At 64.2% G+C, this 16403-nt stretch carries 19 protein-coding genes; 10 read left to right on the plus strand and 9 right to left on the minus strand.

The genetic code is table 11. The annotated features are described in order from the left end of the window. Nucleotides 1-125: 125 nt before the first annotated feature. The 3 genes from DMX06_RS14140 to DMX06_RS14150 are packed head-to-tail and all read left to right on the plus strand — an operon-like array spanning nt 126 to nt 2484. Complete coding sequence (locus DMX06_RS14140) at nt 126-620, plus strand: cysteine hydrolase family protein (RefSeq protein WP_110738059.1); 495 nt, start codon at nt 126-128, stop codon at nt 618-620. Continuing rightward, the gene (locus tag DMX06_RS14145) at nt 617-1306 is read left to right on the plus strand and encodes a response regulator transcription factor (RefSeq protein ID WP_110738060.1); all 690 of its coding nucleotides are present in this window, start codon (nt 617-619) and stop codon (nt 1304-1306) included. The genes DMX06_RS14140 and DMX06_RS14145 overlap by 4 nt, the downstream gene beginning before the upstream one ends. 5 nt (nt 1307-1311) lie before the next feature. Beyond that, entirely contained in the window at nt 1312-2484 is a 1173-nt protein-coding gene (locus tag DMX06_RS14150; RefSeq protein ID WP_110738061.1) for an ATP-binding protein, read from the plus strand. Between the two features lie 169 nt (nt 2485-2653). On the opposite strand, the gene DMX06_RS26980 is transcribed toward DMX06_RS14150, so the two are convergent. From DMX06_RS26980 to DMX06_RS14165, 4 genes are all read right to left on the minus strand, one after another. After that, nucleotides 2654-2791 (minus strand): PA0050 family protein, encoded by a 138-nt coding sequence (locus DMX06_RS26980; protein WP_258378858.1) that lies wholly within the window; start codon nt 2789-2791, stop codon nt 2654-2656. Nucleotides 2792-2839: 48 nt separating this feature from the next. After that, nucleotides 2840-2983 (minus strand): PA0050 family protein, encoded by a 144-nt coding sequence (locus DMX06_RS14155; protein ID WP_110738062.1) that lies wholly within the window; start codon nt 2981-2983, stop codon nt 2840-2842. A gap of 125 nt (nt 2984-3108) precedes the next feature. Continuing rightward, the gene (locus DMX06_RS14160) at nt 3109-3750 is read right to left on the minus strand and encodes a DUF1109 domain-containing protein (protein ID WP_110738063.1); all 642 of its coding nucleotides are present in this window, start codon (nt 3748-3750) and stop codon (nt 3109-3111) included. Continuing rightward, on the minus strand, nt 3737-4324 hold the full coding sequence (locus tag DMX06_RS14165; RefSeq protein WP_110738064.1) for a sigma-70 family RNA polymerase sigma factor: 588 nt from the start codon (nt 4322-4324) through the stop codon (nt 3737-3739). Before DMX06_RS14165 ends, DMX06_RS14160 begins: the two co-directional genes overlap by 14 nt. 214 nt (nt 4325-4538) lie before the next feature. Here DMX06_RS14165 and DMX06_RS14170 point away from each other — a divergent pair, with 214 nt between their 5' ends. Genes DMX06_RS14170 through DMX06_RS14185 form a run of 4 tightly spaced genes read left to right on the plus strand, consistent with a single transcriptional unit; the run spans nt 4539 to nt 6894 of the window. Further along, nucleotides 4539-4814, plus strand: a complete 276-nt coding sequence (locus tag DMX06_RS14170; protein WP_050706384.1) for a BufA1 family periplasmic bufferin-type metallophore — start codon at nt 4539-4541, stop codon at nt 4812-4814. Between the two features lie 16 nt (nt 4815-4830). Next, nucleotides 4831-5664: an MNIO family bufferin maturase gene (bufB, locus tag DMX06_RS14175; RefSeq protein ID WP_110738065.1), complete on the plus strand. Its 834-nt coding sequence runs from the start codon at nt 4831-4833 to the stop codon at nt 5662-5664. Next, nucleotides 5661-6416 carry an HvfC/BufC N-terminal domain-containing protein gene (locus DMX06_RS14180; protein WP_110738066.1) on the plus strand — a complete coding sequence of 252 codons (756 nt, stop codon included), beginning with the start codon at nt 5661-5663 and terminating at the stop codon, nt 6414-6416. Before bufB ends, DMX06_RS14180 begins: the two co-directional genes overlap by 4 nt. A gap of 10 nt (nt 6417-6426) precedes the next feature. Further along, nucleotides 6427-6894: a DoxX family protein gene (locus tag DMX06_RS14185; protein WP_110738067.1), complete on the plus strand. Its 468-nt coding sequence runs from the start codon at nt 6427-6429 to the stop codon at nt 6892-6894. 234 nt (nt 6895-7128) lie between these two features. Here the strand turns inward: DMX06_RS14185 and DMX06_RS14190 are convergent, their stop codons facing one another. Continuing rightward, on the minus strand, nt 7129-9321 hold the full coding sequence (locus DMX06_RS14190; protein WP_110738068.1) for an OsmC domain/YcaO domain-containing protein: 2193 nt from the start codon (nt 9319-9321) through the stop codon (nt 7129-7131). Nucleotides 9322-9482: 161 nt separating this feature from the next. On the opposite strand from DMX06_RS14190, the gene DMX06_RS14195 reads away from it, so the two are divergent. After that, nucleotides 9483-10163 (plus strand): phytanoyl-CoA dioxygenase family protein, encoded by a 681-nt coding sequence (locus DMX06_RS14195; RefSeq protein WP_110738069.1) that lies wholly within the window; start codon nt 9483-9485, stop codon nt 10161-10163. A 156-nt stretch (nt 10164-10319) separates the two neighbouring features. Here the strand turns inward: DMX06_RS14195 and DMX06_RS14200 are convergent, their stop codons facing one another. Further along, nucleotides 10320-10607, minus strand: a complete 288-nt coding sequence (locus tag DMX06_RS14200; RefSeq protein WP_110738070.1) for a HigA family addiction module antitoxin — start codon at nt 10605-10607, stop codon at nt 10320-10322. Nucleotides 10608-11293: 686 nt separating this feature from the next. Continuing rightward, on the minus strand, nt 11294-11491 hold the full coding sequence (locus tag DMX06_RS14210) for a DUF1737 domain-containing protein (protein WP_110738072.1): 198 nt from the start codon (nt 11489-11491) through the stop codon (nt 11294-11296). 373 nt (nt 11492-11864) lie between these two features. Here DMX06_RS14210 and DMX06_RS26135 point away from each other — a divergent pair, with 373 nt between their 5' ends. Next, nucleotides 11865-12245 carry a hypothetical protein gene (locus tag DMX06_RS26135; RefSeq protein WP_146232208.1) on the plus strand — a complete coding sequence of 127 codons (381 nt, stop codon included), beginning with the start codon at nt 11865-11867 and terminating at the stop codon, nt 12243-12245. Between the two features lie 2 nt (nt 12246-12247). Beyond that, the gene (locus tag DMX06_RS14215) at nt 12248-13381 is read left to right on the plus strand and encodes a hypothetical protein (RefSeq protein WP_110738073.1); all 1134 of its coding nucleotides are present in this window, start codon (nt 12248-12250) and stop codon (nt 13379-13381) included. Nucleotides 13382-13736: 355 nt separating this feature from the next. On the opposite strand, the gene DMX06_RS14220 is transcribed toward DMX06_RS14215, so the two are convergent. Together DMX06_RS14220 and DMX06_RS14225 are read right to left on the minus strand one after the other, a co-directional pair. Next, nucleotides 13737-13991 carry a hypothetical protein gene (locus DMX06_RS14220; protein WP_110738074.1) on the minus strand — a complete coding sequence of 85 codons (255 nt, stop codon included), beginning with the start codon at nt 13989-13991 and terminating at the stop codon, nt 13737-13739. A gap of 359 nt (nt 13992-14350) precedes the next feature. Beyond that, nucleotides 14351-16150: a glycoside hydrolase family 15 protein gene (locus DMX06_RS14225; protein WP_110738075.1), complete on the minus strand. Its 1800-nt coding sequence runs from the start codon at nt 16148-16150 to the stop codon at nt 14351-14353. Between the last annotated feature and the right edge of the window lie 253 nt (nt 16151-16403).

A 16403-nucleotide genomic window follows, 5' to 3' on the forward strand; every position in this document is an offset into this window, starting at 1 on the left:
CGCTCCCACGTTAAACATGCGCCCCCCTGTGAAGCATGGCTGAGGCGGGTACATGCCCCTTGGCGCAAATTTCCCGCGCGCGGCGGTATACTCGCCAACCTTCGAACCGCGCCCGGAAATCCGCCATGCAGCAAGTCCTGCTCATCGTCGATGTGCAATCCACCTTCAGCCCCTCCGAGAAACTGGTGGATGGCATCCGCGTGCTGTCGGCGCACATCCCCACCATCGCCTCGATCGAGCTGCACGACGAGCAGGCCACCCCGTTCCAGCGCCAGCTCGGCTGGCACCCGGCCGCTGAAGACGTGGCCCTGGTCGAGGCGGACAAGGTGTTCGTCAAGCATGGCTATGGCCAGACCGCCGAGACCCTCGACTACATCAAGCGCCTCGGCGTCGAGCGGGTGCTGGTCTGCGGGTTGCAGACCGAAACCTGCGTGCTGGCCGCAGGCTTCGCCCTGTTCGATGCGGGCCTGACACCGACCCTGGTCACCGACCTGACCATGGGTTCTTCGCTGGACCGCTCCGGGCAGCTGGGCATCGACCTGTGGAAACACCACTTCGGCCATGTCACCACCGCCGCCGAGGTGCTGGCCGGGCTGCGCGACCCACGAGACAACCCATGATCGCCAAGCGCGTATTGATCGTCGAGGACGACGCCGATGGGGCAAGCATCCTCGAAGCCTACCTGAAGCGCGACGGCTTCGAGGTGGACATCGCCGAGGACGGTGCCCGCGGGCTTGCCCTGTTCCGCCAGCGCACGCCGGCGATCGTGCTGCTGGACATGATGCTGCCAAAAATGTCCGGCCCGGAGCTGCTGACCGAGATCCGCCGCAGCGCCGATACCCCGGTGATCATGGTCACCGCCATCGGCGACGAGCCGGACAAGATCGGCGCCCTGCGCTACGGCGCCGACGACTACGTGGTCAAACCCTGCAACCCCAAGGAAGTGGTGGCTCGGGTACACGCGGTGCTGCGCCGCTACGGCGCGCCGGCCGACAGTCGCCAGCGCCTGGAGTGCCAGGGCGTCTGGGTCGATGCCGAGCGCTTCGTGGCCGGGGTGCGGGCCAGTGATGGCGAGGAGCAGGTGCTCGACCTGACCCGTTCGGAACTGCTCCTGCTCGCCGCGCTGCTGCGCACACCGACCAAGGCCTTCAACCGCGAGGAGCTGCTCGAGCTGTGCATGCCCGAAAGCGATGCCCTGGTGCGCATCATCGACACCCACGTGCACAACCTGCGGCGCAAGCTCGAGGCCCTGGGCGTCAGCGGCGTGCTGGTGACCGTGCGCTCCGTGGGCTATCGGTTCCGCTGACGGCCATGCGCAAACGTCCGCTGTGGCTGTGGGTCGGCCTGAGAATGACCCTGCTCGCCGTCGGCGCGGTGATCACCATCACCGTGTGCATGTACCTGTACTTCTGGATCAGCGACTTCCTGGTGCTGCAGTCGATGCGGCCCGAGGACCGCGCCGCGCTGCTGGCCGGCCTGGCCGACGTGCCGCGCAACGAATCCAGGCTGTGGCAACTGCTGCAGACCTACTACGACATCCACGACTTTCTTCCCGGCCCCGGCAACAGCATCGACTGGCTGGTGCTGTACGGCTTCGTCATTGTGGTCATCCCGTTCACCCTGATGGTCGGCCTGTACCTGTCCAGGCCGCTGTCCCGGCAGTTCCGCCAGATCGCCGAAGGGGCGCGGCGGGTGGCCGAGGGCGACCTCGGCGTACGGGTCAGCCAGCACCCGCGCCAGCCCAAGGAAATGCAGCGCCTGTGCACCGACTTCAACAAGCTGGTCGAACGCCTGGCGCTGTACGAAGGCGAAGTGGCCGAGTCGAGCTCCAACCTGGCCCATGAACTGCGCACCCCGCTCAATGCCGCCCTGGGCCGGGTACAGGGCATGCTCGATGAGGTGTTCCCGCTGTGCCCCGAGCAATTGCGCCTGGTGCAGAACCAGCTGTACAACCTCAATACCCTGGTCGGCGACCTGCACCTGCTGTCCCTGGCCCATGCCGGGCAGCTGCCCCTGCACGTCAGCCTGTTCTCCCCGGCCCGGCTGGTCGAGGAGCGCCTGGCCTGGTTCGCGCCGCAGTTCGAGGCCGCCGGGATGCAGTTGCACACAGTGCTGGCCGATGACGTGGTGATCGAGGCGGACCCGGCGCGGGTCGGCCAGCTGATCAACATCCTGATCGAGAATGCCCTCAAGTATGCCTCCGACGGCCGCGAGCTCAGCGTCTCCATGCGCCAGGGCAAAGGCTGCGTGGAACTGGAGTTCCTTGATCGGGGCCAGGCGGTCGAGCAAAAGGACCTGGGCAACATGTTCGTGCGCTTCTGGCGCGCCGAACAGTCGCGGGCGCGGGTCAGCGGCGGCGGCGGCCTGGGCCTGTCGATCGCCCAGGCGATCTGCGAGGCCCATGGCGGTCGCATTACCGCACAGCGCCGGGCCGAGGGTGGGCTGGCGCTGCGGGTGATAATGCCCCTGGTCACGACAGTCTGAAGGATCCACGCATTGCCCTGTAGGAGCGGCCTTGTGCCGCGAAAGGGGCGCGTAGCGGCCCCAGGATCTCTATTTCATGCAAAATCGCCGGGGCTGCTACGCAGCCCTTTCGCGACACAAGGCCGCTCCTACAAGGGGGTACAAACGCTGCCCCTGCCCTGACCGAGCTTCAGGGACACTGGCAGGTGGAAGGGCCGAACACCGGCCCGGCACACGGATCCTTACCCGGACCGAACACTGGGCACGACGCCTGGGCCGTGGCGACGAGCCCCCACGACAGCAGCACAGCCAACATGGCTTTCTTCATGGATAACCTCCTGGTCAATGATTGATTCTTCCTTGCGCCCTCAGGCGATCAGGGCTCGCACACGCAGGTCGTGGGGCCCAGCACTGGACCTGCACACGGATCCTCCCCTGGCCCCAGTACCGCGCAGTCGGCCTGTGCCGTCAGCGAGAACATCCACAGCAGCATCGCGGCTGCCAGCCATTTTCCATTCATGATGACCTCCCTGTCCGAAACATCGATTGCGCCCCTACGCTCGAACGTCGGGCAGGCAACAGAAAAGACCAGCCCCCGCAAATGCGCCAATAGACCAATGTCTAGTGCGGCAAAACCGCACCCGATCACCAACGCAGCAGGCGAGGCCCTGCCAACGCCCCGACGACGGTCGGCAGCAACATCCCCAACAGGTACCACACCCCCCAGAACGGCACCGTCATTTCCGGGCAGTGCAGGCAGTACACGAGGGTCGCGGTGGATCCGGCGAGCAACCCGCCGGCGCCACCGGCCTGGCGCAGCCTGGTCGGCGCCAGGCCGCGCAGGGCCCAGAACACCGCGGCGAACACCGGCGTCGACAGCAGGGCGATGTTCAACGCGCAGGTGCGCCAGGTACGGCCGAAGATCAGGTCGGCGCGGGCCTCCACCGGCGCGCCGGCCAGGCTGACGGCTGCCCCCAGCCACACCAGCAGCAGCGGCAGGCCGAGCAATCCCCACAGCGCGCCGCCGCGCACACCTGGCCTGGCCAGGCGCTGGGTCAGCCACAGGGCCAGCAGGCCCAGGCTGGTGGGCAAGGCCAGCTTGGCCCAGAACAACGGCGTGCGTGCCACCTCGGCCAGATCGCTGCGCACGCCGTAGATGGCCACGGTCATCAACAACGCGCCCAGCAGGCCCACCAGCAGCGCCAGCAGCAGGCGTCGCACCAGCGCATGACGATCCACCGGCTCTGCGGCGGTCGCCAAAAGGCTGATCAACTCATCGGTCTTCATGGTCGTCTTTACCTCGAATCAACCTTCCCAGGGCCTTGAGCCCCCGGTGTATGCCCACCTTCACCGCCGAACTGGACAACCCGGTGATACGCGCGGTTTCCTCCACCGACAGCCCTTCGAGCTTGACGTGGACGATGGGCAGGCGCTGGCGGTCGGGCAACTGCCCAAGCAGCTTGTTCAGGTCCCGGCTGGCCTGGGCCGGCTCTTCTTCGCCACAGGCGAACAGCTCGCTGTCATCCTCCAGCGGCTCGTGGCGCGCCTCGCGCCGGGCCTGACCGCGCCAGTGGTCGGCCAGCTTGTAGCGGGCAATCGCCTGCACCCAGGCGGTCAACGGTTGCTGCGCCTGGTAGGTGTGGCGGGCATTGTGCACCGCCAGCAGCACCTCCTGCAGCAAGTCTTCGACCTCGGCCGGTCGTTGCGCCAGGCGCCGCCGCAGAAAGCCGCGCAGGTGCACCGCCAGCGCCGCAAGAAATTCGCGATAGGCCCCGGCGTCACCGGCCAGCCCAAGCAACAGCAGGGCCTGCAACTGTGACTCGCGTGCGCTGAGCACATCCTGTGGGTTAGTTCGTTGCATCGGCCGCCGGGGTTACACCGTCTGTGGGTTTCTTTTTTATCCAACCATCGCCGCAACGCCCTGCGCAAGCACTGACGCCGCTTCCTTACCTTAGGTGGCCGGCGCAGGTGGCGAAAAATATTTTGCAGGCGCTGTAACCGCCTCGCCCACCGCCACGAACTACACCATGAGCCGCCGGTACATCGCCACGGCCCCACCTTCTGGAGACGACACCATGAAAACCCTCGCCCTCGCCACCGCCGCCCTTGCCCTCGCCTCGCTGGCAGGCGCAGCCCTGGCCGACGACACCACCAAGGCGGCCACCATGGAGAAATGCTACGGCGTGGCCATGGCCGGCAAGAACGACTGCAAGGCCGGCGCCGGCACCACCTGCGCCGGCAGCGCGAAAAAGGACTACGACGGCATGCACTGGAAAAACGTGCCGACGGGTACCTGCACCTCGATCAAGACCCCCAACGGCATGGGTTCGCTGACCCCGATCAAATCCTGAGCACAGGCCATCGACCATGAACGGAAATACGCCGATGGGCGCAGGGCTCGGCCTGAAGGCCGAGCACTATGACCAGGCCTGGGCCTGCCACGCCGAGGGGTTGTGGTTCGAAGTCCATCCGGAAAACTACATGGTCGGCGGCCCTCGCCTGGCCTGGCTGGCGCGGATGGCCGAGCGCCATCCGCTGTCGCTGCACGGCGTGGCACTGTCACTGGCGGCGGATGCTGAACCTGACGCCACGCACCTGCGGCGCCTGCGTACCCTGATCGACCAGGTACACCCGGCCCTGGTGTCGGAACACCTGGCCTGGTCGACCTGGCGCGGCCAGTATCATCCGGACCTGCTGCCCTTTCCACGCAGCGACGAGGCCCTGATCCGCATCGCCGACAACATCCAGCGCACCCAGGATGCCCTGGGGTGCCGCATCTCCATCGAGAACCCCAGCCACTACCTGTACCTGCAGGGCCATGACCGGGACGAGATCGACTTCCTCGCCGAACTGGTGCGACGCACCGGCTGCGGCTTGTTGCTGGACGTCAACAATGTGTATGTCAGTGCCCACAATCTCGGCTTCGACGCCGCCGACTACCTCGCCCGTTTCCCGGCCCAGGCCATCACCGAGATCCACTTGGCCGGACACCGTCACGACGACCAGGGCGCACTGCTGGTCGATTCCCACGATGCCGCCATCGCCGCGCCGGTGTGGTCGCTGTACCAGCAGTTGATCGCCCGCATCGGTCCGCGTCCGACCCTGATTGAACGCGACGGCAACATCCCCGCGTTTGCCGAACTGCTCGCCGAACGCGCCCTCGCCCAGGCCACCCTCGACCTGGCAGGAGCCTTGCCATGAACCTGCGCCTCGGACAGTTCCAGAATGCCTTCATCGACGCCGTCTATCAGCGCCCCGCGCCTGAGCTGACGGCACTGACAGCACAGCCCGCGTTCACGGTGTACCGCAACACGGTGCTGGCCGGTTGCGTCGAGGCCCTGCGCGCCAACTTTCCCAGCGTCGAAACCCTGGTCGGGCAGCAATGGATGCACGACGCCGCCGCGGAATATGCCCGGCAATCGCCGCCCTGTGATGTGCGACTGATCCGCTATGGCGCGGCGTTTCCGGCATTTCTCGAGGCGTTGCAGCCCGTCCATGGGCTTTGCTACCTGGCGGACGTCGCACGGCTGGACTTCGCCTGGTGCGAAGCGTTCGGCGCCGACGACGAGCCCTGGCTGACAGTGGCCGACCTGGCCGGCATGACCGCCTCGGACCTCGAACACAGCCACTTGAGCCCGCGCTCCAGCGCACGCTGGCACTGGTTCGACCAGCATCCTGCCTACAGCCTATGGCACCACAGCCGCGACGGCAGGGCCTGGCCCGAGGATCAGCCCTGGGTGGCCGAGGGCGCCCTGCTCGGCGGCGCCCGCGAAGGCGTCGTCCACCAGCCGTTGAGCCTGGGGGGATGCACCTTCCTCGATGCCTGTGCCGCCGGCTACACATTGGACAAGGCCTCACAGCTTGCCCTGCACGCCCAACCCGACCTGGACTTCAGTGACCTGCTTGGCGGGCTGCTGAATGCCCGGGCCTTGCGCCCGCTCGCCTTCACCTGAGGAAAACGCCATGGACATCAGCCACGCCAGCCCATCGCCCCACGGCCTGCGCTTTTACTGGAACCGACTCGCCGAACAGCTGCAGCGCCTGCTCGGCGACAGCATCCTGTGCCTGGTCGCCCGCCTGGGCATCGCCTCGATCTTCTTTCTGTCTGGTCGGACCAAGGTCGAAGGCCTGCTGAGCATCACCCCCGGCACCTACGAGCTGTTCCAGAGCGAGTACGCCTTGCCACTGGTGTCACCCTGGCTGGCGGCGCACCTGGCGACCTATGCCGAGCACCTGTTCCCGCTGTTGCTGGTGCTCGGCCTGTTCACCCGGCTGTCGGCCCTGGCCCTGCTGGGCATGACCCTGGTGATCGAGATCTTCGTCTACCCGGACGCCTGGCCCACCCACCTTTCCTGGGCCGGCCTGCTCCTGCTGCTGATCGCCCGGGGCGGCGGGGCACTGTCCCTGGACCGGATGCTGCGGTTGCGCTAAAGAAAAAGGGTTGCCAGGCTAATGCCTGTGGGATTGCGCTTCATCGCACTTATTGGGGCTGCCTTGCAGCCCTTCGCGGGTAAACCCGCTCCCACAGGATCGCGCAAACGCCGAACCGAGCGCTGTACTTGTGGGAGCGGGTTTACCCGCGAAGGATCGCGCAGCGACCCAATGGTCTTAACTAACTGGCATTAGTCGCCAGGCGACCCTTTTCACTCATTCGAGCGACTCGGCTCAGAGCCCTGCCGCGCGCGCCCGCGCCGCGTGCAGTTTCTTGTAGCTCTCCACCAGGCGCAGGTGGCGGTCCAGCCCTTCGAGCTGCAGGTTGGTCGGCGTCAGCCCATGGAAACGCACGCTGCCATCCACCGAGCCCAGCACCGCGTCCATCCGCTCATTGCCGAACATGCGCCGCAAGTTGTGCTCGTAGTCGGCCATCTCCAGCTCATCGTCCAGCACCACCTCCAGCACCACGTTCAGCGCCTGGTAGAACAACCCGCGCTCGACGGTGTTGTCGTTGAACTGCAGGAACATCTCGACCAGCTCCTTGGCGTCCTCGAAACGCTGCAGCACCAGGTGGATCAGCAGCTTCAGCTCGAGGATGGTCAGTTGGCCCCACACCGTGTTGTCGTCGAATTCGACGCCGATCAGCGTGGTGATGGTGGTGTAGTCATCCACCTCGGCGTTGTCCAGGCGCTTGAGCAGCAGCTTCAGCGAACGGTTGTCCAGCTTGTGCAGGTTGAGGATGTCGGCCCGGAAACCCAGGGCGCGGTTAGTGTTGTCCCAAATCAGGTCCTCGACCGGGTAGATCTCGGAATAGCCCGGCACCAGGATGCGGCAGGCAGTGGCCCCAAGGTCGTCGTACACGGCCATGTACACCTCCTTGCCCAGGTCCTCGAGGATGCCGAACAGGGTCTGCGCCTCCTGCTGGTTGGAGTCCTCGCCGTGGCCCGAGAAGTCCCACTCGACGAACTCGAAGTCGGCCTTGGCGCCGAAGAAACGCCACGACACCACGCCGCTGGAATCGATGAAGTGCTCGACGAAGTTGTTCGGCTCGGTCAGCGCGAGGCTGTCGAAGGTCGGCTGCGGCAGGTCGTTCAGGCCCTCGAAGCTGCGGCCCTGGAGCAGTTCGGTAAGGCTGCGCTCCAGCGCCACCTCGAAGCTCGGGTGGGCGCCGAACGAGGCGAACACGCCGCCGGTGCGCGGGTTCATCAGGGTCACGCACATCACCGGGAACTCGCCGCCCAGCGACGCGTCCTTGACCAGCACCGGGAAGCCCTGCTCCTCCAGCCCCTGGATGCCGGCGACGATGCCCGGGTACTTGGCCAACACCTCCTGCGGCACGTCCGGCAGGCACAGCTCGCCTTCGAGGATCTCGCGCTTGACCGCCCGCTCGAAGATCTCCGACAGGCACTGCACCTGCGCCTCGGCCAGGGTGTTGCCGGCGCTCATGCCGTTGCTCAGGTACAGGTTCTCGATCAGGTTGGACGGGAAGTACACCGTCTCGCCGTCCGACTGGCGCACGAACGGCAGCGAGCAGATGCCACGCTCCTTGTTGCCCGAGTTGGTGTCGTACAGGTGCGAGCCGCGCAACTCGCCGTCCGGGTTGAAGATCTCCAGGCAGTGCTCGTCGAGGATCTCGGCCGGCAGCGCGTCTTTCGGCCCTGGCTTGAACCACTGCTCGTTCGGGTAGTGCACGAACGCCGCGTTGGCGATGTCCTCGCCCCAGAACTGATCGTTGTAGAAGAAGTTGCAGTTCAGCCGCTCGATGAACTCGCCCAGCGCCGAGGCCAGCGCCGCTTCCTTGGTCGCGCCCTTGCCGTTGGTGAAGCACATCGGCGATTGCGCATCGCGCACGTGCAGCGACCAGACGTTGGGCACGATGTTGCGCCACGAGGCGATCTCGATCTTCATCCCCAGGCCTGCGAGGATCGCCGACATGTTGGCGATGGTCTGCTCCAGCGGCAGGTCCTTGCCTGGGATGTAGGTACTGGTATCCGACACCGGCATCAGCAGCGCCTGGGCGTCGGCGTCGAGATTGTCGACTTCCTCGATGATGAACTCGGGGCCGGTCTGCACCACCTTCTTCACGGTGCAGCGGTCGATGGAGCGCAGGATGCCCTGGCGGTCCTTCTCGGAGATGTCCTCGGGCAGCTCGACCTGGATCTTGAAGATCTGGTTGTAGCGGTTCTCGGGGTCGACGATGTTGTTCTGCGACAGGCGGATGTTCTCGGTCGGAATATCGCGGGTCTGGCAGTACAGCTTGACGAAGTACGCCGCGCACAGCGCCGACGATGCCAGGAAGTAGTCGAACGGCCCCGGGGCCGAGCCGTCGCCCTTGTAGCGGATCGGCTGGTCGGCGATCACCGTGAAGTCGTCGAACTTGGCTTCGAGACGAAGGTTGTCGAGAAAATTGACCTTGATTTCCATGCGCAGGGGTACCAAAAGCGGGCGGGAACGGATAAATGACGGGCATTATCCGGGATTTTTGCCGGGAAGTGTTGCCCTGCGACGAGCAGGGGATTCCAGCCCCTCGCAAAAGCCAACTGTGCTTAGTACGCTTGGTCATCGACAGGGAGAGCGAGACGACAATGCCCCACCACGCGACACTTCAGCAGGCCGGTTATGTCCTGCTTCGCCAGGTCGTCCCCCATGGATGGCTGGAGGAATTGCGCCACGTGTTCGAGGTCGGGGTGAAACCCCCGCAGCAGTGGCCAGTGCCACGCGCCAGCGACTGGCGCCACTCGCAACTGGACTGCGCCAAGCGGGTCCAGGAGGTCTGCCGCCTGCCGCGGTTGCTGGCAGCGGTAGGCGTGCTGATCGGTGAACGGTTCTTTCTCTACCAGGTGGAGGGCCGTGCTCCCGTGGCGGGTGGCGGCCACCAGGCGCTGCATCGCGACCTGTCGATGCAACGGCCGGGCGACCTGGCGGGTGTCATGGTCTACCTGGACGACTACGGCCCGCAGAACGGCGCCACCCGGATTGTCCCTGGCAGCCACCGGCCCGAACCGGGCGAGACGCCCTTCGACTACAGCGACGAATCCCGGAGCCTTGGCCTGTCGGGGTGCGCGGGGGATGCCCTGGTATTCGATGTAGACCTGATGCATGCCGCCAGCCTGAATACCAGCGGCGCACCGCGCCGCGCCCTGCTCATCGGCTATGCCGCCGAACCGCTCCAGGCAGCACTTCAGCAAACCGAGCACCTGCGCAATGTACATATGAACACGCAGGAATGCTTCGAGCCCTCGGACTACGTGTTCACGGCACCATGACCGGGAGCCCGCCATTTACCCGGCTGAAGCCTCCAGGCACGCGGCGTCGATATCGAAGCCATCCCAGGCGATGCTGTTCAGCACTTTTGAAGTAGCCATGAGTCTTGTAGTCGCTCAAGTCGACCCAACATCACCGGGCGCAATACTGTGGCGGCTTCAGGCTGCCTGGTGAAGCCGCTTGATCACTGGTTGCTGGCGCTGGCGGGCCTGCCAGATGTCGTAGTCAACCTGAATCGTCAGCCACAGCCGCGCCGTGCTGATGCCGGCCATTTCCAGGCGCACCGCCAGATCCGGAGAAACCGCCGCCCGGCCATGAAGAACCCGGGACAGCGCCTCCCGGGAAAAGCCCAGGTGCTCGGCGAGTGCCTTCACCGTCAGGCCCAGGGTGGGCAGGACATCTTCACGCAGGGTTTCACCGGGGTGAGGCGGGTTGTGCATAGCCATGTTCCAGCCCTCGCAATTCAGAGCGGGAGAGTGTTACCCGGTACATCAGGTGCGCACCAGCAGCTAACTGTGACGCAATGCTTCACACATGGTGCGGCATCATCCGCAGGAGCTATCCTTTCGAGGTCTTTGGGTGGTAGGACTAATGACCGGGTGAGGGCCACCAGGTGCCCGCCGCAAGCCTGCAGCGCCTCTGAGATCGAGCGCCGCCCGCGCGGCGCATCGCGGCGCAAGGCCGCTCCCACATCTGTTTCGGGCCAGTCAATCCTGTGCCATTACCTGGTCCGCCTTGTTGGCCCGACGCAGTTTCAGCATGGGCGCCACTGCCGTCCCACCGGTCTCAAGACATGCACCAAGGCTGGCAACCATGGCCTGACAGGTTCGGCACGTTGCAACAAATGTAGGAGCGGGCTTGTCCCGCGATGCGCCGCGCGGGCGGCGCTCAATCTCATAGGCGCTGCAAGGCTTGCGGCGTCCACCTTGCGGCCCTCACTCGGTCAATAGCCATCGCGCCCAAAGACCTTAAAGGGCCTGCCCCTCACTTGCCGATAGTCATCAAACATCGGCGCAGGTGCCCGACCGACCCTCACGATGTAGGGGCTGTAGGCCTCTGCAACCAGGACGGCAACTTCATCGGCGTCGTCGAGTATGGCCCGGCGCAGGCAGATTGCGGCATCCATCCTGCCTCAGTCCCTGGCTACCGACCACAGCACTGCCTGGGCAGCCACTACATATCCCTTGCTGCTATCGAAGGTCACGCTGGGTGAACCATAAAGCTGATAGCCCAACGCCAAGCTCTCGGAAATACGCTGGCAAAAACTGGCGTCGTCCTTACCGGTGATCAGGCGATAGACCGGCAGGCCATTGGGTGGGGTCGAGGGCATCTGAGTATTCCTTTCATGGCAGGCGTCTATCGCGTGCGGGGCCGGGCATCATGCCATAGCTGCCACTTCATTCGCCTAGGTGAGTCCTGCGCAATCCACTGTTGGGTATCGGAACCATGCAGCGTCATTGCGGGATAACGATAGCGTCAGCAGCGACACGGAAATGCCCTACAACGAAGACAGAGATTCAGACACTTAGATCAGCCCCAGTCTCGTCCATTTGCATCTACAGTCATGTGCGATGCAGCAGGCATGTGAACACATTTCGGCAAAATCGTTGTTCGTTGACAGTACATTGCCGACCGCCGAGTCATACCACATGGACGCACCACGACCATGGACCTAGAATGCCAGACACGATAAGGACGTACTGATGACCTTCCCCGACGGGCTGCCTGATAACTGCCCACTGCCAGCCGCCGTGAGCTGCTCCGGTATGATCTATATGGTTTCACTCAACAACCCTGTACACGAACTGGATTGCCTCTCACAGGCGGAGCGTGGCCGGGCCGTTGATGCAGCCGGTGAAAACTCCTGCATTCGCCATGGTTTATCCGTGTTCCCCGATTTTGCCAGTTGCAGCCACCAACGCTCGCTGTTCCCTCGGCTTGGACGATATATCGTTGTCGCCAGACTCGACCCAAGCCATGGAAAAATTCTGCAGACTCCTGCAAAGCGCAATCCTCTCCATATGACCTGGTGGCCTTGCAAGGACGTCGAGCGCTACCGTCTGTTTTCGATGGCGGAGGTTTGAGCATGCTGTGGCCCATTGCCTCGAACACGATCAGCCCCCATCTCTTTGAGGGGCAGCACATCGCGGAAGTCCTCTACGACTTCGACGGTCCCAAGATATTCACCACCTTGGGCAGCGATACCCTCCAGCGTTTCTGGTATGAAAGCGAGGAAGACCGGGAAGCGAAGTTGATTCGCTATCTGGTTGCCCCTACCAGCCCCTCGCTGATCCAACAGTTGAAAGCTGGGCACAAGTCTGTCCATGACCTGCTCAAACAGAGCTGGCTCTGGGTAGTCGATATGCATTACGACATGTCTCCCTCCATGGCCTGGAGCCTGGAAAGCCTGGATGACGTACCCACGCAGTTCAAGCCAGAACCCCATGCCACCCTTTGCCCAGAGCATATGCCGCTACTGTCCTATCGCCTCATCGGACCAGGCCTGAGGGAAGGCGCAGTACCCGCCAGCGTGATTGCACGAGCGGTCAACAGCCCGGCAAGCGCGCTCAAGAAAATCCTTGAAGTCGTCACGCAAAGCGTCTCGCAAGGCAGGCCGGAAGAGAGTTTCAGGAAATCATACGATCTTCCGGCCACGCGCTTTGCCTACAACAGTTTCGAAGTTTCGTTCAGCATCCCCAAACCCGATCAACTGGAACTGCAGACCTCCCCCATGGACGCCTATGCCCAGAGTGCATGCGTACTCGAGTCGGGGTTGAGCTGGCTTGTCGAGCGCACAGGCAACGAGCCTGAGATCTCCATACTGGAAGCACTGAGGGACCTGACTCCACCGACTCACGGCCAGGTGGAGTCTGCCGAGATTCGCGGGCAGTTAATCAAGAACAATCAAGTCATCCGCCTGAACCGCCACCACCGAAAATTCATCAGTGAAACGCTGGCCCGGTACCTTTCCCAAAAGCACCAACTCGTGCAGACCAGCGGTCAAATCCGAGAACTGGACAAGGACAACCTGACCTTCATCCTCCGTGGCCGCCCCAACGGCGAGGCCGAACTCAAATGTGCTTTCAACGACAGCATCTACGATGACGTCGTCGAGCACTTCGCCAGCGAAGTGAACATCAGCGTCACCGGCAGGCTCCGGCAAACCAAGGCAGTGCTGGAGATCAGCGATATTGAAGCCATACCGGATGATGCTGTTTAGCACTATTGCAGTATCTATGCGTCCCAAAGTCGCTTAAGTCACCAGAGCATCACCTAGGCGAGGATCTACGCCTCGCCCATGCCTTCCAGACAAGTGCCACCCATGTCACGCCGCTGCCGTACGACAGTCCGTATCCATCCAACCTCGTTGCAATACCACTGTAAAAGATCTCCCAGCCCATCGAGCTGAACTACCGCCTAGGGAGCACAGTGGCAGGCATCACCAACGCGGGAGCGGCGGTGCGCCGATGCGACTTGCCCCGCGATAGCACCAACGCGGTTACCCACGTAGCCAACGTCAATCATCGCCAGACATGCCCACTTCAACCACTGCATCCCACGCAGGATGCGCAAACTCAATGGCGTGTCTGCACCTGTGCTGGCGCCTGCACCTGCACCAACGCAGAGTCCAGCAGCGCGCGTACGGTTTCCATCTCGTGCACCGCTGTCAGCGCGAGCGTTGCACCAAGCGAATGCGGATGTGAGGCCAGCACCGACTGATGCGCCACGATCAGGGCGCAGCGCACATATTCCGCTGCCTGGATCAGGGTGTCTTCAAGATGATGAGGGGAAGGATTGGATGGCGGTGGGTCAGGGACGATCTTCAACATTTCGACTTCTCCTGCGGCAAGGATACGCCGCCGTCCTTCCTTTGCAGTGGAGGGGTGGCGGCTACGTACAGGCTGCAAAAACCGGGGCAGAAGAAGGTAACCCGGCAGGTCCGAAGACCTCCCGCACGCAGCCACCATGAAACAAGCCTCCAGGTGCCTTGATGCACCTGAGGCCTGGCAACGGCGTCCTTCTTCTTTGGCTCGGGTTTGCAGACCCGGTCGCTGAATTGGCAACGACCGTGGGAGCCTAGGTTGCAGGGAGAGCCGTAGCAATGGCTGAAAGGCGGCAAAAGGATGATTCGGAAATGGACTACACGCAATGAGGAAAAACTGATAGCCCAGCGTCAGAAGTCGCAGGCTTAGTCGCCGCACTTCGCCCGATCCCGCACCGGACACTTCGCCCGGTGCAGGTTCAACGCCGTATTGATGATCCCGATATGGCTGAACGCCTGCGGGAAATTCCCCAGCATGCGCTTCCCCGCCGGGTCGTACTGTTCGGCCAGCAGCCCCACGTCATTGCACAAGCCCGTCAGTCGCTCATACAGCACCTGCGCCTCGTCCTGCCGCCCCAGCAGCACATACACATCCGCCAGCCAGAACGAACACACCAGGAACGTCCCCTCCCCCGGCGTCAGACCGTCGCTGCAATTGTCGCTGTCGTAGCGCAGCAGCAGGCCGTTGCGCAGCAGGCGCCTTTCGATCTGTTCCAGGGTGCGCAGAAAACGTGGATCGTCGGCTGGCAGAAAGCCGGTCAGGGCGATCTGCAGCAGGCTCGCGTCCAGCTCCGCCGAGCCGTAGGCCTGGACGAAGTGCCGACCGCTGGCGTCCAGCCCGCGCCGGCAGACCTCGTCACGGATCTCGTCCGCCACCTGGCGGTAATGCCGGCTTCGCTCACGCCCTTCCTCGGTGGTGTCGGCCAGGCCCGCCGCCCGGTCGAAGGCGACCCAGGCCATGACCTTGGAGTGCACGAAGTGCTGGCGACCGCCCCGTACCTCCCACAGGCCCTCGTCCGGCTCGCGCCAGATGCCTTCCAGGTACGGCAGGATCGCACGGGCGATGGCCGCGCCGCGCGGGTGGCGCGGTAGGCCGCCCTTGATGGCCTGGGTCATGGCGTCGGCCAGTTCGCCGTAGATGTCCAGCTGCAACTGGCCGGCGGCGGCATTGCCGACCCGCACCGGCTGCGAGCCCTCGTAACCCGGTAGCCAGGGCAAGGTGAATTCGGGCAGGTCACGTTCCCCCGCCAGGCCGTACATGATCTGCATCTGCTCGGGATTGCCGGCCACCGAGCGCAGCAGCCATTCACGCCAGGCCTGGGCCTCGTCGAAGTAGCCCAGGTTCATCAGCGCCAGCAGGGTCATGGTGGCATCGCGCAGCCAGCAGTAGCGGTAGTCCCAGTTGCGCTCGCCGCCGACACGCTCGGGCAGCGACGTGGTGACGGCGGCGACCATGCCGCCGGTAGGCGCGTAGGTCATGGCCTTGAGGGTCAGCAGCGAACGACGCACCCGGTCGGTGTAGGGACCGACGTCGGGGCAGCGGGCAGCGAAGGCCCGCCACTGCTCGAGGGTCTGCTCGAGGTCGTGGTCGATATCGCAATCAGGCTCCACGGGCAGGTGCGAGGCCTGGTGGCAGAGGCTGAACACCTGGCGCTGCCCCGCGCACACGCGAAAACGGGCGACGCTGTGGTGGTCGCGGCCATGGGTTTCGGTGCTGCTGTGCAAGATCAGCCGATCAGGGCCGGCGACGGCGCTCAGGGTCAGCGGATCGATCTTTTCCACCCAGGGCACGCTGCGACCGTAGTCGAAGCGCAGCACCAGGTCCATCTCGAAGGCCGTCTCGCCGGCCAGGCCCTCGACGATGCGCAGCACGGCGTTGCGCTCGCCCAGGGGCATGCAGTCGAGCACCCGGGCGCGGCCACTGGCGGTGGTCCAGGTGGTTTCCAGTACCAGGGTGTCGTCGAGGTAGCGGCGAGTGCTGTGCTCGACGGGGTCGCTGGGGGCGATGCGCCAGCGGCCGTTTTCCTCGTTGCCCAGCAAGGCGGCGAACACCGCGGGGGCGTCGAAGCGCGGCAGGCACAGCCAGTCGAGGGCACCGTCGCGGTTGACCAGGGCGGCGCTGCGGCAGTTGCCGATGAGGGCGTAGTCTTCGATCGGGGCAGGCATCGGGGATCCTCTGGCGGGTTGGCCTGGGTTTGGATGCTTCGCTGCGGCTGGTCGTTCCACTGAACGTTGGGGTAAAGCCCTGCGCTGCGAAAAATCCTACATGAAATCAAGACCTTTCCTGCTGATAGGTCTCCGCCCGCTTCACCCTAGAATAAGAACGCCGACGCCTAATGCCAGTCAGTTAGCGCTTCATCGCACTTGTTGGGGCTGCTTTGCAGCCCTTCGCGGGTAAACCCGCTCCCACAGGATCGCG

The sequence above is a fragment of the Pseudomonas mosselii genome, assembly GCF_003205295.1.
Lineage (GTDB): Bacteria > Pseudomonadota > Gammaproteobacteria > Pseudomonadales > Pseudomonadaceae > Aquipseudomonas > Aquipseudomonas mosselii_B.

Coding starts and splice junctions, on each gene's coding strand:
- DMX06_RS14140 (WP_110738059.1), top strand. CDS start 126: ATGCAGCAAGTCCTGCTCATCGTCGATGTGCAATCCACCTTCAGCCCC.
- DMX06_RS14145 (WP_110738060.1), top strand. CDS start 617: ATGATCGCCAAGCGCGTATTGATCGTCGAGGACGACGCCGATGGGGCA.
- DMX06_RS14150 (WP_110738061.1), top strand. CDS start 1,312: ATGCGCAAACGTCCGCTGTGGCTGTGGGTCGGCCTGAGAATGACCCTG.
- DMX06_RS26980 (WP_258378858.1), bottom strand. CDS start 2,791: ATGAAGAAAGCCATGTTGGCTGTGCTGCTGTCGTGGGGGCTCGTCGCC.
- DMX06_RS14155 (WP_110738062.1), bottom strand. CDS start 2,983: ATGAATGGAAAATGGCTGGCAGCCGCGATGCTGCTGTGGATGTTCTCG.
- DMX06_RS14160 (WP_110738063.1), bottom strand. CDS start 3,750: ATGAAGACCGATGAGTTGATCAGCCTTTTGGCGACCGCCGCAGAGCCG.
- DMX06_RS14165 (WP_110738064.1), bottom strand. CDS start 4,324: ATGCAACGAACTAACCCACAGGATGTGCTCAGCGCACGCGAGTCACAG.
- DMX06_RS14170 (WP_050706384.1), top strand. CDS start 4,539: ATGAAAACCCTCGCCCTCGCCACCGCCGCCCTTGCCCTCGCCTCGCTG.
- bufB (WP_110738065.1), top strand. CDS start 4,831: ATGAACGGAAATACGCCGATGGGCGCAGGGCTCGGCCTGAAGGCCGAG.
- DMX06_RS14180 (WP_110738066.1), top strand. CDS start 5,661: ATGAACCTGCGCCTCGGACAGTTCCAGAATGCCTTCATCGACGCCGTC.
- DMX06_RS14185 (WP_110738067.1), top strand. CDS start 6,427: ATGGACATCAGCCACGCCAGCCCATCGCCCCACGGCCTGCGCTTTTAC.
- DMX06_RS14190 (WP_110738068.1), bottom strand. CDS start 9,321: ATGGAAATCAAGGTCAATTTTCTCGACAACCTTCGTCTCGAAGCCAAG.
- DMX06_RS14195 (WP_110738069.1), top strand. CDS start 9,483: ATGCCCCACCACGCGACACTTCAGCAGGCCGGTTATGTCCTGCTTCGC.
- DMX06_RS14200 (WP_110738070.1), bottom strand. CDS start 10,607: ATGGCTATGCACAACCCGCCTCACCCCGGTGAAACCCTGCGTGAAGAT.
- DMX06_RS14210 (WP_110738072.1), bottom strand. CDS start 11,491: ATGCCCTCGACCCCACCCAATGGCCTGCCGGTCTATCGCCTGATCACC.
- DMX06_RS26135 (WP_146232208.1), top strand. CDS start 11,865: ATGACCTTCCCCGACGGGCTGCCTGATAACTGCCCACTGCCAGCCGCC.
- DMX06_RS14215 (WP_110738073.1), top strand. CDS start 12,248: ATGCTGTGGCCCATTGCCTCGAACACGATCAGCCCCCATCTCTTTGAG.
- DMX06_RS14220 (WP_110738074.1), bottom strand. CDS start 13,991: ATGTTGAAGATCGTCCCTGACCCACCGCCATCCAATCCTTCCCCTCAT.
- DMX06_RS14225 (WP_110738075.1), bottom strand. CDS start 16,150: ATGCCTGCCCCGATCGAAGACTACGCCCTCATCGGCAACTGCCGCAGC.